General features: G+C 68.4%; 11 protein-coding genes. 7 read left to right on the forward strand and 4 right to left on the reverse strand.

Annotation, left to right across the window (positions count from 1 at the left end; all coding sequences use genetic code 11):
• Positions 1–2: 2 nt before the first annotated feature.
• The 6 genes from H4O13_07645 (at position 3) to H4O13_07670 (ending at position 8424) form a co-directional block, all read left to right on the forward strand.
• A complete protein-coding gene (locus H4O13_07645) occupies positions 3–590 on the forward strand; it encodes a hypothetical protein (GenBank protein MBE5315259.1) in 588 nt (195 codons plus the stop codon).
• Positions 591–938: 348 nt separating this feature from the next.
• Positions 939–3023 carry an EAL domain-containing protein gene (locus H4O13_07650; GenBank protein ID MBE5315260.1) on the forward strand — a complete coding sequence of 695 codons (2085 nt, stop codon included), beginning with the start codon at positions 939–941 and terminating at the stop codon, positions 3021–3023.
• Positions 3024–3336: 313 nt separating this feature from the next.
• Positions 3337–5472, forward strand: a complete 2136-nt coding sequence (locus H4O13_07655; GenBank protein MBE5315261.1) for a PAS domain-containing protein — start codon at positions 3337–3339, stop codon at positions 5470–5472.
• A 54-nt stretch (positions 5473–5526) separates the two neighbouring features.
• Positions 5527–6270, forward strand: a complete 744-nt coding sequence (locus H4O13_07660) for a transporter substrate-binding domain-containing protein (protein ID MBE5315262.1) — start codon at positions 5527–5529, stop codon at positions 6268–6270.
• 20 nt (positions 6271–6290) lie between these two features.
• Complete coding sequence (locus tag H4O13_07665; GenBank protein MBE5315263.1) at positions 6291–6983, forward strand: hypothetical protein; 693 nt, start codon at positions 6291–6293, stop codon at positions 6981–6983.
• A 94-nt stretch (positions 6984–7077) separates the two neighbouring features.
• Entirely contained in the window at positions 7078–8424 is a 1347-nt protein-coding gene (locus H4O13_07670; protein ID MBE5315264.1) for an NADH:flavin oxidoreductase/NADH oxidase family protein, read from the forward strand.
• 43 nt (positions 8425–8467) lie between these two features.
• Here the strand turns inward: H4O13_07670 and H4O13_07675 are convergent, their stop codons facing one another.
• From H4O13_07675 to H4O13_07690, 4 genes are all read right to left on the reverse strand, one after another.
• Positions 8468–8773, reverse strand: a complete 306-nt coding sequence (locus tag H4O13_07675; GenBank protein MBE5315265.1) for a flagellar basal body rod protein — start codon at positions 8771–8773, stop codon at positions 8468–8470.
• A gap of 81 nt (positions 8774–8854) precedes the next feature.
• Positions 8855–10255 carry a PQQ-dependent sugar dehydrogenase gene (locus H4O13_07680; protein MBE5315266.1) on the reverse strand — a complete coding sequence of 467 codons (1401 nt, stop codon included), beginning with the start codon at positions 10253–10255 and terminating at the stop codon, positions 8855–8857.
• 89 nt (positions 10256–10344) lie between these two features.
• Positions 10345–11823 carry a DUF1501 domain-containing protein gene (locus H4O13_07685; protein MBE5315267.1) on the reverse strand — a complete coding sequence of 493 codons (1479 nt, stop codon included), beginning with the start codon at positions 11821–11823 and terminating at the stop codon, positions 10345–10347.
• 1 nt (position 11824) lies between these two features.
• Positions 11825–13609 (reverse strand): DUF1800 domain-containing protein, encoded by a 1785-nt coding sequence (locus H4O13_07690; protein MBE5315268.1) that lies wholly within the window; start codon positions 13607–13609, stop codon positions 11825–11827.
• Between the two features lie 229 nt (positions 13610–13838).
• Between H4O13_07690 and H4O13_07695 the strand changes: the two genes are divergently transcribed.
• Positions 13839–14366: a hypothetical protein gene (locus tag H4O13_07695; GenBank protein MBE5315269.1), complete on the forward strand. Its 528-nt coding sequence runs from the start codon at positions 13839–13841 to the stop codon at positions 14364–14366.
• Positions 14367–14393 lie beyond the last annotated feature (27 nt).

Genomic DNA, 14393 nt, shown 5'->3' on the forward strand with positions numbered 1-14393 from the left:
GAATGCCGCCATCGACGCTTTTCCGGGTGTTCGCGCGAGCGCTTCTGCTGCTGTTGACGGGGATGGGCGTGCTCGTCGCGCCGGAGAGTCGAGCGCAGTTCGCAGACCCCGACTACCGCGCCGCCCTGCTGGAACTGGGACAGCGCGACCAAACGTTTCGAACCGGCCTGCAGAGCTGCAACGCAGGGCGGACCGAGGACGCTCGCGCCTGCGGGCAGCGCATGCGCGCCGGCGATGTCGAGAACATGGCCCGATTGCACGCGCTGCAATGGCAGCACGGTTGGCCGCTGACGAGTCGCGTGGGCGAGGACGCGGCGTTCAACGCCTTCCTGGTGATCCAACACGCGCATCCCGGCATCCAGGCCGCGGCCCTGCCCGCGGTGAGCTTGAGCGTTCTGCAAGGCGAGCTGAGGCCCGCCGCGCTCGCTCTGCTGACGGATCGCGTGCGGGTGCGTGCAGGCTTGCCGCAGCTCTACGGCACGCAGTCGTTCAGGATGTCGCAGTGGTCGGTCTGGCTCCGCGCGCCGGTTCATGCGCCGGAGCAGCTCAACGAGCGGCGGCGCGCACTCGGGCTGCCGCCGCTGCGCTGAAGCTCGACCCACACCGCTGCCAACGCGCGGCCACGGCACCTGCCCCGCGCTTGAGCCCGCAAACGCGGGCTGGGCGACACGCACCAGCGGCAGCGCGCGACGATCCGCAAGCTCGCGGCATGGATACGGCGATGCCGCGGGCACGGCGGCGCGCCGGGGGCCCGTCGATTCCAGAGCGCTGCAAACGCGTCTCGCCCGCCGGCAACGGAGCCCGGCGATACACCTGCCTGGGCCCTACGCTGTCGTGGAGCGGCGGCGCAAAACTTGCAGAGCGGCTGCGTCGACGCGGACAGGGGACGGACGGTCGTGCAGCGGCCCTCCAAACACGAGACGGTGATTTCAACGCGAATGAGCCACTGGCGCTCGGGCGTCGGTCGGCGCTTGGCCTTGAACGTGGTGCTGTTCAGCCTGCTGGTGGCCGTTTGTTTGTCCGCGCTGCAGGGCTTTGTCGAGCGGCGCGCCGAGCTGCGCCTGCTGGAGACCCGCGTCGCCGAGATCATGGACAGCTCCGGCAATGCGCTGGCCCTGGCGGTGTGGAATCTCGATCGCGATCAAGTCGAGCTGCTGCTCAAGGGCATCGCTTCGCTGCCGGACGTGATGCGAGTAGAGCTGGAACAGGGCGATGCGGGCTGGTTCGGTGACGGCCGGCCGATCGAGATCGGCGTCGCCACCGACGACAAGGCGCTGCACTGGGATCGCTCCATCCAGTACGAGCGCGACGGCAGCTCGCGGCTGCTGGCGCGGCTTCGGATCAGCTTCGATCTGGCGGCCATCGAGGAGCGACTGCTGGAGCGGGCACTGCGCGGCATGGCGGCCCAGGTGGCGCTGTCGCTGCTGATCGCCGCCTTTCTGCTGTGGGTGGTGAATCAGACGGTGACTCGGCACCTGGTGCGCCTGGCCGAGCTGGCGGGCAGCTACGACCTGCGAAGCGCGCCGACCAGCTTCGACATCGGCCGCCCGCGGCGCGGGCCTGAGGACGAGCTGGATCGGGTGGTCAGCGCGTTGGAGGGCATGCGCCGCAATCTGGAGGAGGCCTATCGCGATCTGGCCCTGGTGAACCAGACCCTGGTGAGTGACATGACCGCGCGCAAAGAGGCCGAGCGCGCTGCCGCCCACATGGCGCGCCACGATGCCCTGACCGGCCTGCCCAACCGTCGTCTGTTGATCGAGCGGCTGCAGGTGGCCTTGGATGTCTCGGAGTCGACCCACCAGCAGGGCGCCCTGCTCTTCATCGATCTCGACAACTTCAAGCAGCTCAACGACGCTCGCGGCCACTCGATCGGTGATGCCGTCCTGATCGAGATCGCGCATCGCTTGAGCGCGCACCTGCCGGAAGGAGCCACCGTCGCGCGCATGGGTGGCGACGAGTTCCTCGTGCTGCTGACCGGGCTGGACGAACAGGCCAGCCTGTCGGCCTTGCGCGCCTCCGCTGAAGCCCAACGCGTCAAGCTGCGCATCGCCGAACCGGTGGCCCTCGGCGGCGAGCTGTTCCGGCTGCGGGCGAGCATCGGCATCGCGCTGTTTCCCTCCGACGGCAGCGACATCGAGAGCCTGATCCGACACGCCGACAGCGCGATGTACCAGGCCAAGTCTGAAGGCCGCAACCAGGTGCGGCTGTTCCAGCCCAGCCTGGTCTCGCAGGTCGAGCAGCGCCACGCGATGGAATCCGATCTCAGGGAAGCGCTCGAACTGGGGCAGTTCCAGCTGCACTACCAGCCGATCGTCGATGCGCAGAAGCAGCTGGTCGGCGCCGAAGCTCTGCTGCGCTGGACTCACCCCAGGCGCGGGCGTGTCCCGCCGGGGGAATTCATCCCGCTGTGCGAAGAGTCGGGTCTGATCGTCGACGTGGGCAACTGGGTGATCGGCGAAGCCGTCTCGCACCTGGTGCGCTGGCGGCAGCTGGGCCTGCTGGCGGACGACCAGTACCTCAGCATCAACATCAGCCCGCGCCAGTTCCGCCAGAGCGACTTTGTCGAGCTGCTGGCGCAGCGCCTGGAGGCCGCCGGCGTCGCTCCCGGCCAACTGGCGCTGGAGATCACCGAGGGCTCGGTGATCGGTGACTCCGACGAGGCCCTGCTGAACCTGCAGCGGCTGCGTGCCGCCGGCTTCCGTCTGCTGATCGATGACTTCGGCGTGGGCTACTCATCGCTGTCGTACCTCAAGCGACTGCCGGTGCACGGCATCAAGATCGATCAGAGCTTCGTGCGCGATATCAGCACAGACCCCAGCGACGCCGCCCTGGTGCAGTCGCTGATCGCCATTGGCACCCACTTCCATCTCGGTGTGATCGCGGAAGGCGTGGAGTCGGAAGCGCACTTCGCCCCGCTCCGGGAGATGGGCTGCGGCCATTTCCAGGGCTACTTCTTCGGTCGACCGCAGGCGACGGAGGAGTTCGAAGCGACTTGGCTCGCTTGCAGCCGACAGCGCGTTTAGGCGCGCCGAGCCCCGAGCGACCCGCCCTGACCGCGCTGCGCGCGCCTTGAACCCGTCGAACCCTCACTCGCTGCAGGCGGCACCCTGCGCCGCGCGGCTGGCGGCCAACGACAGCACGCGCAAAGCGGATCGCTTCGCCCATGCGCTCTGGTGAGCGCGGGCCGTCGGCTGCTGGCCCGACAACGCGCCGACGGCACAGACCTTGCCTGTCAGATCTTGCAGGGTGGTACCAGAGAGGCGCGCACGACGGCAGGGCCACGGCCGCGCATCACGAGCGAAGCATCAGGGGTATGCGGCTTACTGGGGGCTCGACATGCGCAGTGTTCTAAACCGCCTGGCGGTCCGCATGGGCATCGCGACGCTGGCTGTGTTTCTGCTGGTGTTCGGACTGGCCAGCGTGTATAGCTCACGCAGCATCCGCGCCGAGTTCGAAGAGCGCAACGCGCAGCAGCTGCAGGCGCTGGAGCAGCGCCTGGCGCTCACCCTGGTCGAGCCGCTCTGGAACCTCGACATCGAATTCGCTCGCCAGATCACCTCGGTCGAACTCAGCGACCCGGCCCTGGTATCGCTGAAGCTGGAGGACGCCGGCGGCCAGGCTCTGTTCGAGCTCTCCAACCCTGAGGCCGACCCGGGACAGAACACCGAGACGCGGAGCATCGAGATCAAGCGCGAAGGCGAGCCGATTGGCCGCGTCGTGCTTCAGGTCGGCGATGGGCCGATGCAGATCGAGCTGCGCAACCAGGCCCGCGAGGACCTGCTCAAGCTGGGTGCGGTCGGATTCTCGATCGCCATCGCTCTGCTCGCGCTGCTGAGCCGCTTGGTGACGGGGCCGGTCAGCCGGATGGTCAAGTTGCTCACAACGCTGTCCGACCCCGGTTCGAGCAGCGCTGCACGTCGCGATGCCGATCAACGCGTGCGTGCGCTGCAGCAGCGCTATGCGCGCTCGCACTCGGAGATCGGCCAGCTGGCGCGCGCCCTGGGCGGCTTCGTCGAGCTGTTCGCACGGTCGAAAGCGGCCGCTGAGGCCGCGCAGCGCGCCGAGCAAGGCCTGCGCTGCGCCGGTGCGCCGCTGCTTCTGGTCGATGTGAGTGGCCGCGTGCTGCTGGCCTCGGAGGCGATGCGTCGCTACCTGACCCAGCATCCGCCGGTGGCCACGATCCTCGGTTTGGACCCGGTGAGCGTCGACAACGCGGTGCTCGCGCCCGACCGCACGGTTCTGCCCTTGCCGGCGATCTCCGAGCTTGCTGGGGATCATGCGGTCGATGCGGACTTGGGAGGACGGGTGGGCGAGATCACCCTGAGCCCGGTCCGCGACAGCAGCGGCGAACGCATCGGCGCCCTGCTGCAGTGGCGCGATCTCACCGAAGCGCGCCAGCGCGCCGCGCAGGAGCAGCGTCTGGCCGGCGATGTGGCGCGGGTGGTGGCCGAAGCGCGCGCGGGCAACCTGAGCGCCCGCATCGAGACGCGCGACAGCGGGTTCGTCGGCGCGCTTGCCGATGGGGTCAACGGCCTGCTCGATGGCATCTCGGAAACCTTCCGACAGATCGAGCGGCTGCACCAGGCGCTCGCCGAGGGCCAGCTGTACGCGCGCATCGAAGCTCGCCACTGGACCGGCGCCTTCGCCAGCCTGCGCGACAACGCCAATGCCGCGCTGATCAGCCTCAACACCCTCGTGACGACGCTGCGCGACCGCGTCGGCGACTCGGCCGGCCGCGCCAGCGAGATTCGCCACGCCACCCTGGACCTGGCCGCTGCCATCGAACGCCAGGCGGCTTCGCTCGAACAGACCGCCGCGAGCATGCGCGAGATCAACGAAGGCGTAAGCGAAACCGCGGGCCGCGCTTCCGAGGCCGCGCAGCAGTCGAGCCGCGCCGACCAGGCTGCGGTGCAGAGTGCGCGTCTGCTCGGCGATGTGCTCGGCCGGATGGGCGGGCTGCGCAGCACCAGCGAACGCATGCGCGAGATCACCCAGCTCATCGACGGCATCGCCTTTCAAACCAATCTGCTCGCGCTCAACGCGGCGGTGGAGGCCGCACGTGCCGGCGAGGCGGGACGTGGCTTTGCCGTCGTCGCCAGCGAAGTGCGCGAGCTGGCCAACAAGACCTCGGGCAACGCTGGCGACATCCGCCGGATGCTGGAGCACAACGACAGCAGCATCCGCGAGATCTCCGGCCTGACCGAGCAAACCCACCGGGCCATCGGGGACCTGGTCAACGCGATCAGCGCGACCCGCGCGCTGGCTGAGGACATCGCAAAGTCGACGCGAACGCAGACCCAGAGCGTGAGTCAGGTCGACGCGGTGATCCAGGACCTCGACCAGATCACCCAGCAGAACGCGGGCGTGGCCGAGCGCACCTCCACCGCAGCGGCGAGCATCGACACCTCTGCACAGACCGCGCAGCGCCTGCTGGACGAGTTCTACACCCGCCCGCCCGCGGAAAGCCGCTGAAGCACGCCCCCAACCCTGCCCGATCCGGGTACTGCTGGAGTGAAGCCGATGAGCATGTTGCGAAGCTTTGTGTTGGCACTTGTGCTCTCTGCCGTGAGCGCGCAGGCGTGGTCGCAGGACAAGGTCATCCGCCTGACCAGCCTGGACTGGCCGCCCTACTCCGGCGAGAAGCTCGATCAGCAGGGCGCCAGCGTTGCGGTGGCGCGCGCCGCCGCCGAAGCCATGGGCTACACGCTGGAAGTGCGCTTCCTTCCGTGGGCACGCGCCGTGGCGGTGGCTTCGGATGCGAGCAGCGGCGTGGTCGGCTATTTCCCCGAGTACCACTCTGAAGATGTCGCGGCCCGCTTTCTGCTCTCGGATCCCATCGGCTCGGGCCCGCTCGGCTTCGCCGAGCGACGCAGTGCGCCGGTGGCCTGGAGCAGCCTGGCCGACCTCAAGGCCGTGGCCATCGGCACCGTACGCGACTACGTCAACACCGCCGAGTTCGATGGCATGGCCGCCGCCGGCGAGCTCAAGGTCGAGCCCGTCAACGACGATGCGACCAATCTGCGCAAGGTTGCAGGCGGGCGGCTGCCGCTGGCGGTGATCGACCGCAACGTCATGGGCTACCTGCTGGCGAATGATCCCGGCTTGAAGGCCCAGGCCAGTGCGCTGCAGTTCAACGCGCGCCTGCTTGAGGACAAGCAGCTCTACATCGCGTTCCAACGGACGCCTGCCGGCCAGGAGGCCGCGCGGGTCGTCAACGAAGGGCTGAAGAAGATCGACCCCGCTGCCATCGCCGCACCATTCTTCGACTGAAGCCAAGGGAGGCTTGAACCATGCGCCACGTTCCGCTCGCACTCGCCCTCTGCCTCGCTGCCGCGCCCGCCAGCGCCAACAGCCTGAGCAGTACCTTCACGCTGGCCAGCGACTACCTGTTCGACGGCATCAGCCAGACCCAGAACGATCCCGCCTTCCAGGCCAGTCTCGATTACGGGATCGCGGGCTTCTATGCCGGCCTCTGGACCTCCAACGTCGATTTCGGACCCGGCGATCCTGCCGACCAGGAGATCGACATCTACGGCGGCTACGGCCAGAGCTACGACAGCGGCTGGGGCTGGACCGCGGGCTTTGCGCGCTACACCTACACCGGGGCGCCCTCGGGCTACGACTACACCGAGTGGACCGCCGGCCTGACCCTGCCCACCAGCACCACGCTGGCGGTCTGGGTCGCCGACGACGATGTGCTGGGCGGCGAAGCCTGGCGCGCCAAGGCCAAGCACAGCTTCGCGCTGCCCGGCGAGGTCTCGCTGGATCTCGAAGCCACCCGCACCGAGTACGACAACGACGGCTTCGGCGACTTCAATCACTACCAGGTCGGGGTCTCGCGCAGCTTCGGCCGCGTCAAGGCGTATCTGGGCTATGCCGACACCAACCTGCCCGCCGGCTCGCGGGTGGCCGCGAACGGCGATTCGCTGGTGGACGGTCGCGTGCTGCTGAGCTTGGCGACCACGGTGACCTGGTTCGAGTAGTCGGAGCGCCGCTTGCTGCGGCAGGCGAACGCATCGGATAGTGCGGGGCTGCGGTGCGAGACGCCGCAGCCCCACTTTCTGTCCGGTTCACCGCATGTCTGCCATCGAGTCGAATCCGAGCGAGCCCGCTGCACCCGGCCCAGGCGACCCGCTCGCCCAGCCGTTCACCCTGCCCTGCGGCGTCGTCCTCAAGAACCGCCTGTGCAAGACCGCGATGACCGAAGGCCTCGGCGATGCGCAGCTGCGCGCGACGCCCGAGCACGCGCGCCTGTACGCGGCCTGGGGCGCCGGCGGTGCGGCCCTCAACATCACCGGCAATGTGATGGTCGACCGCTTCGTGATCGAGCGGCCAGGCAATGTGGCGATCGACATCACCCACCCTCCCAGCGTCGATGCGGAAGCCCGGGCGCGCTTGCGCACCTGGGCCGAAGCGGGCACCCGCGACGGCGCCGAGCTGTGGATGCAGATCAGCCACGCGGGGCGTCAGTCGCCGCGCTATGCGACCCGCCAGCCCGTCGGGCCCTCCGCCGTCACGCTGGATCTGCTCGGCAGCTACAAGACCCCGCGCGCGCTCGAAGAGCACGAGATTCTCGACATCGTCCAGCGCTTCGGCGCGGCGGCGAAGATCGCTCAGGACTGCGGCTTCACCGGCGTGCAGGTGCATGGCGCGCACGGCTATCTCATCAGCAGCTTCCTGTCGCCGGTAACCAATCGCCGCGAGGACCGCTGGGGGGGCTCGGTCGAAAACCGCGCGCGCCTGCTGATCGAGTGCGTGCGAGCGGTGCGCGCACAGGTGGGCGCGGGCTTTCCGCTCTCGGTGAAGCTGAACTCCGACGACTTCCGCAAAGGCGGCTTCAGCCACGCCGACTGTCTCAAGGTGGTCGAGCTGCTCAACGCCGAAAGCATCGACCTGCTGGAAATCTCCGGGGGCACCTATGAGCAGCCGCGCCTGCTCGGCGTGGAAGGCCGCAGCGAGGATGCAGTGCAGGTGCGCAGCAGTACGCGCGTGCGCGAGGCGTACTTCCTGGAGTACGCCGAGGCCATCCGTCGCGTGGCGACGATGCCGCTGATGGTGACTGGCGGGTTTCGCACCCGCGAGGGCATGGCGGCGGCACTCGCTTCCGGCGCGCTCGATGTGATCGGCATCGCTCGCCCCTTCTGCACCCACCCGGCGTGCGCGCGTGAGCTGCTCAGCCATCGCATCGACCGCCTGCCGGCCTTCGAGCAGCAGCTGCATCTGGCGCCGCGCGGCTGGGCGTCGCCGGCCAGCCCGATCCTGCTGATGAAGATGATCAATGTGCTCGGCGCGCAGGGCTGGTACTACCAGCAGATGGACCGCATCGCCCGCGGCCGGCCGGTGGACCTCGAACGCGGCATGCTGCGCAGCTTCCTGCGCTACTGGTGGGACGATCTCGGACGGGCGCTGCGCCTCAAGCGTTGAGGCGCGGGCGGCGGGAGCGGGGGCGCCGAGGCACTTGTGCTCTTCAGGCTCGCGTATCGAGCAAGCCGCCCAGCAGCTCGTCCTGGGCCTTCAGCACTTTGACGTTGGCGGCAAAGGCCTGGCGCGCTTCGATCGAATAGACGAGGTCGGTGCTGAGGCCATCGCCGCTCTGCGGCTCGGCATCGCGCAGCAGACGAGCGCTGACGCCGCCCCCGGGCTGCTCTCGGCTGTCGACCTGGAAGCGCCGGAAATCGGTGCTCTCGCGGTTGGCGATGTTGCTGGCCGCCGCGGTCAGCCGGGTTTGCGCGGCGGCCATGCCGGAGCGGGCAATGCTGGCGATATCGCTCATGCGGTCCTCGCGGGACGAAACCTGGACGCCAGCCTAGCGGCCGATCGCCCCCAAAACTTGAGGGCGATCGGCAGTTCGTGACTACGGGGTGGCTTCAAAGCCGTTTGCGAACACAGCCACCGGGTTGCTGCGGATGCCGTTCAAGCGGTTGAGCGTATTGCCCACGATGGCGTAGAGCTCACCGTCCTCGCCTTCACCAAAGCTGGTGAGGCCCGAGCCCAGGTCCTGCATCTCGCTGGCCGGATGGGCGAAGCCGGTCTGCGTCGGCTGCGCCACCCAGATGAAGGCGCTGCAGTAGTCGCCGTAGTAGTAGCGCCCCTGGGCCGCCAGCACCGGCCCGCGGTAGCGGAAGCCGCCGGTGACCGAACACTGCGGCGAGGTGCGCGCGTAGTCCAGCGCGGGCTCGGTGAAGGCCACGACAGGCGCGCCGCAGTTGGCGTGCAGCACGATGCCCTCGCGGCAGCGCCAGCCGTAGTTGCGTCCGCCCGCGCCTGCGGGTTCGAAGTTGATCTCCTCGCGCGCGCCCTGCCCCACGTCGCCCATCCAGAGATCGCCGGTCTCGCGATCGAAGCTGAAGCGCCAGGGGTTACGCACGCCGTAGGACCAGACCTCGTCGCAGGCCGCAGCCAAGGTACCCGTCAGGCCGGGATTGCCCGTCGGGACGCCGTAGACGGCCGGATGTGCGGTGCGCGGACGACCACAGAGCTGCCCGCTGCCCACGGCGGTGGTGGTGTCGACGTCCATCCGCAGGAACTTGCCGAGCAGCGCGCGGGAATCGGCATTGCCGCCGTTGGCGGTGAAGTTGGCGTCGACCGCACAGTCGCCGCTGCCGTTGAGATTGGCCGGCGCCAGCACCTGGCCGCGATCGCAGGGGTCGCCGCCGCTGCCGCCGTCGCCCAGCCCGAAGTAGAGGTAACCGTCAGGCCCGAAGGCGATGTGGCCACCGTTGTGGTTGCTGAAGTCCTGGTCGGCGCGCATCACCACGGTGCAAGTGGCAAGGTCCTGCGTGCTCAGCACATCGGCTGCGGGGTTTGAGGCCGTGTAGCGCAGCAGCATGGTGTCGCCATTGGCATCGGTGATGCTGATGAAGACGCGGCCGTTGCTGGCGAACTCAGGATGGAAGGCCACGCCCAGCAGACCGCGTTCGCCGCCGCTGGTGAAGCCGACCGTGGTCGGGCTGGAGTCGCCCGGGTAGGTGCACTGCAGGCTGGGATTGCTGACCCCCACATTGAGATAGGGCGTGGCCAGCAAAGCCCCGTTGCGAACCACGCGCAGCGCGCCAGTCTGCTGATTGACGAACAATCGCCCGCTGCCGTCCCCGGCGTGGGTGAGCCCGATGGGACCGCCGAAGCCGGTCAAGAAGCTCTCGAAGCGCGGCGGGTCGGGCACCACCTGCGCGAAAGCCAGGGCCGGAGCGAACAGCAAAGCGAGGGGTAAGCAGCGCGACATAGCGTTGAGGCCTTCAGTCAGGACGCGGCGCACGAGGTGCGCCGCGCGTAGCGGTGGCCCTTGCGGGGCGTGGATGGGGGAAACGCGTCAATGCCGTCGAGGCCCGCGGCACACGGCCGCACTCAAGCCATGAAGCCGAGGTTGGGCCCTTCGATGGCAACCAGGTTGCCGCTCATGTGCTGCAGGTTCGGGAAGATGGTCGAACGATCGACATCCGACAGCCCATACCAGCGCGCCAGCGTCGCCGCGTACTGGTCCGCGGACAGCGTCGGAATGACCTGGCCCCAGCCGGCATCGTCCGGATTGCTGGCCGAAGCCGCAAGACTGGGGAAGCGCCCGTAGAAGCGACCGCCCTGCACCGCTCCGCCAAACACGAGATGGTGCCCGCCCCAACCGTGATCGGTGCCGTCGCCATTGATCGACAGCGTGCGGCCGAACTCCGAAGCGGTGAAGGTGGTAACAGAGCTGCCCAGGCTCATCGCCGGGTTGTCCAGCACCTGGTAGAAGGCCATCACCGCCTGCGACAGCTGACGCAGCAGGCCCGGGTGATCTTCCAGCTGGCGATCGTGCGTATCGAAGCCGCCGAGACCGGCGTAGAACAGCTGCCGGCTCATCTGCAGGGTGTCGCGGGCGCGGATCATCCGCGCCACCATCAGCAGCTGCGCCGCCAGCCGCGGCAGCTCGGGCAGGCTGCTCGGGTTCCAGGTCAGGCCAAAGGCATCCCAGAACGGCCGGAACAGCACATCGTTGGCGGGCACGGTCGCCAGCGCTGCGACCACCTGGTCGGTTGTCTGCAGGGTGCGCCGGGTCTTCTGCGCGTAGGCACGCTCGAACGCGTGGGTCTGCGACTGATCGAGCAGCGCGTTGAAGGCGAGACAGCGACGGCGGTTCCAGCCTTGGCCGCCGTCGGCGCAGTTGGCCGCGCCGGTCTGGATGAAGCTGACCTGCTCCACCCCCTGCGAGGACATGAAGTAGGGCGCCACCTGCACGCCGGTCTGGAACACGTTGTCGCCGTCCAGCGACACGTTCATCGACAGCACCTGGTTGCTGTTGCTGGCGGCAAAGATGTCGGCAAGCCGACCGCCCCAGCCGGTGCGATCGGCCGCATCGGCCCGCGGGGTCTGCCAGAGCACGGTCTGGTCGGAGTGCGAGAACAGCTGCGCGGGGCGCGGCGTGCCGGCCTGCTGGTACAGGGCCTTGCTCATCGGTCGCACCAGCGGGCCCACGTTGGCGACGATGGCTGCGCGCCCGGCGTTGAACATCTGCTGGGTGCCGCTCATCTGCGGATGCAGACCGAACTGGCCGCCGCCCAGGGGCGCCACCGAGGGGTTCAAGGCCAGCAGCTGGTTCTGCGGCACGGCCAGCCCGCCGCGGCGCGCGGAGTAGACGCTGTAGTTGGAATCGCGCGGGACGACCATGTTGAAGCAGTCGTTGCCGCCGTGGAGGTAGATGCACACCAGCGCGCGGTAGTCGTTGCCGAGCAGCTTGGGCATGGCCGCCTGCGCCAGCTCCAGCTTGCCCAGCATCGATCCGAAGGCCGCGCTGGCGGCCGTGGCGCGCAGCGCGCGGTGGAGGAATTCGCGTCGATCGTTCCGGCTCATCTCACTTCTCCACCACGTACTCAGGCGAGGTCAGGATCAGCCACAGGGCATCCTGCACGCGCGCGCGCCGCTGATCGTTGTTGCTGCTGCCCATGCCATTCAAGTGGTTGACCAGCACAGTGCGCATCTGGCTGCTCATCCGCCCGCCCATGAACAGCAGGTTGTAGCGGTCGACCAGCGCGCCCGCATCGTGCGCGATCTGCATATCGCGATTGAGGTCCACCTTGACCGGGTCCCAGGTGCCGGTGTTCGAGCCCTGCCATGCCCAGAAGATCTTGGCGCCGATCTCGTTCGTCATGCGGGTGATGTAGGTGTCGGTGGTGATCTGGAACTCCGGCGCGAACAGGCCCAGCGAGGCGAGTTCGCCCGGCAGCTGGTAGTTCGGCAGGAAGAAGTTGAACACCGTGGGCGAGCTCAGCACCGACTGCGCGCCGTACTGGTCGGGCCATTCGCGGATGGCGCCGTCGCTTGACCGTGCGTCGAGTGCGCGCCAGAGCTGGGTCACGCGCAGCAGAGGTTCGCGCAGCTTGCCGGCATTCGCCTGGGAAGGGTTGCGTGCTTCGGGGTCGAGCAGGATGGCGCGCAGCACGGCCTGCAGATCGCCGCGGACGCCGCTGCCATTGTTGTTGAACACGGTGGCGACGCGCGCGACGTAGGCCGGCGAGGGGTTGCTGGTGGTGAACCGCTGGATCAGCAGACGGCTGAAGAACGGGCCGACGTTCGGATGGTTGAACACGTTGTCCAGCGCCGCCGCCATGTTGGCCCGCGCCTGCCCACCCGCCGCCAGCACGCCGCCCGGCAGGCTCACACCCGGATAGCTCAGCAGCTGCTTGGTGCCGCTGGAGGCGTGGTACACCGAACCGAACGAGGTGCCTTCTCCCCACGGCCGCATGGGTTGACGCCAACCCTGCTGCAGACGCCAGTCGGTGCTGCCCGGGCCCGGCGCGCAGTACAGCCAATCCCACCAGTTGAAGTTGCCGGCGGTATCGCCGGCGACCGGCGGGTTGCAGGTCGACCAGTTCCAGCCGGTGAAAACGTGCGCGAAACCGCGGATCGTGTCCTGCGTGTAGGTGGGAATCGGCTGCACGCCCGGCGTGCCGGCGTCGCCATCCATCACCGTGCCGTTGAGGTTCAGACGCACCAGGCCGACGCTGAACAGCTGCATGATTTCGCGCGCATAGTTCTCGTCGGGGCGGATGTTGGCCGCCTCATCGGGCTTGCGGTTCTTGAACATCGACAGGTAGTGACCCATCACCGGATGCAGGGTGACGTTCTCCAGCAGAGTTCGGTAGTTGCCGAAGGCGTTCTGGCTGAGCATGTCGTGGTAGTGCGCCAGCGCGTTCGGGTTGCCCTCAACCGCGCCGTTCTGATCGGACACCACGAAGATCTGCGAAAGCGCGAACGCCATACGCTGGCGCAGCTGATCGTCGCGGTAAAGCACGTTGCGGAACCAGATATCGGTGCGCTTGTCCTGCCAGACCACGCTGGGGTCGATCGCCATCAGGCTGTCGAGGTGAGGCAGCTGCAGCGAAGCCGCGCGACCGAACTGCTCGTTGAGCCAAGGCGTGTAGCCCATGCCGCGCAGGCGGGTGATCTCGCTCAGGGTCGGGCCGAAGGTCGCCTGGCTGAGGAACCGCGAGGCCTCGGCTTCGCTGATGGGCGCCTCGGGCTGTGGATCGAAGCCGTCGCGAAAGATGACCTGGCCCTGGGCAGGCGCGGCAAATCCGCAGAGCAGAGCGAGCGCCGCAAGCGGCCGGGCGAGAGGGAGGCTGGAGAGAGGGATCATGGCCGGTTCCGGAACCGCGCAGGGTTTTGCAAACAATCGCAAACGAGCCTGCTAGGCTTCCGTGCGTCAAATCACGAAAGCCTGCTACCGCTCATCGGCTGGATTCCTCATGCCCGCACTGCCCCTCGCTTGGCGCTCCGCGCGCGCCGCTTCGACGCTGGAAGCAAGGCCCCCCTCGCCGCCGTGTGCGCGGCTACCCAGGCGGCTGTCCACCTGGACGAGCGCCCTCGTGCTTGCCGCGGCGTGCCTGCTGCCGCTCTCCGCCTTCGGCAATTCGCAGGGCTCGCCGATCTGCGAAGTGAATTCTTTGCCGCTGGTGCCCATGAGCCCAACGCTGGCCAACCCGCCGCCGCAGGGCTGGACTCTGCAAGCGCCGCCGCGCCACTTCCCCGGTCGGCCCGTCCAGCTGCGACTGCAGCACCCTGATCCGATGCGACGCGCACGCGGCGTGCTGATCTGGGCCAAGGCCAGCGCCACGCTGGGCGCAGGCGCCTTCGCCTTGCCCGCCAACGGTCGCTGGGCCTACATCCCGGCTCCGGCCGACTGCGGCACCTGGGCGCTCTCGCACACCGACAGCCAACCCAAAACGCTGGATCAGCTCGCGTTCGAATGGACGGGCGACCCGGGCACCGGCGCCATTCTGCGGGCGTTCGTGATTGAGGACTGCAGCCATCCCGCAGGCTGCCGGGATCAGCAGGCATTGACCCCGATCGTCTTCATCGAGGCCGGCGTCTTCGCAGATGGATTCGAGCCCTGAGCCGCTCCCACTGGCTCGGATACGAAG

The organism is Lysobacterales bacterium, assembly GCA_014946745.1.
GTDB lineage: Bacteria > Pseudomonadota > Gammaproteobacteria > Xanthomonadales > Xanthomonadaceae > Aquimonas.

Excerpts from the sequence above, each read along its gene's own strand:
- H4O13_07645 (MBE5315259.1), top strand. The coding sequence starts at position 3 with ATGCCGCCATCGACGCTTTTCCGGGTGTTCGCGCGAGCGCTTCTGCTG.
- H4O13_07650 (MBE5315260.1), top strand. The coding sequence starts at position 939 with ATGAGCCACTGGCGCTCGGGCGTCGGTCGGCGCTTGGCCTTGAACGTG.
- H4O13_07655 (MBE5315261.1), top strand. The coding sequence starts at position 3,337 with ATGCGCAGTGTTCTAAACCGCCTGGCGGTCCGCATGGGCATCGCGACG.
- H4O13_07660 (MBE5315262.1), top strand. The coding sequence starts at position 5,527 with ATGTTGCGAAGCTTTGTGTTGGCACTTGTGCTCTCTGCCGTGAGCGCG.
- H4O13_07665 (MBE5315263.1), top strand. The coding sequence starts at position 6,291 with ATGCGCCACGTTCCGCTCGCACTCGCCCTCTGCCTCGCTGCCGCGCCC.
- H4O13_07670 (MBE5315264.1), top strand. The coding sequence starts at position 7,078 with ATGTCTGCCATCGAGTCGAATCCGAGCGAGCCCGCTGCACCCGGCCCA.
- H4O13_07675 (MBE5315265.1), bottom strand. The coding sequence starts at position 8,773 with ATGAGCGATATCGCCAGCATTGCCCGCTCCGGCATGGCCGCCGCGCAA.
- H4O13_07685 (MBE5315267.1), bottom strand. The coding sequence starts at position 11,823 with ATGAGCCGGAACGATCGACGCGAATTCCTCCACCGCGCGCTGCGCGCC.
- H4O13_07690 (MBE5315268.1), bottom strand. The coding sequence starts at position 13,609 with ATGATCCCTCTCTCCAGCCTCCCTCTCGCCCGGCCGCTTGCGGCGCTC.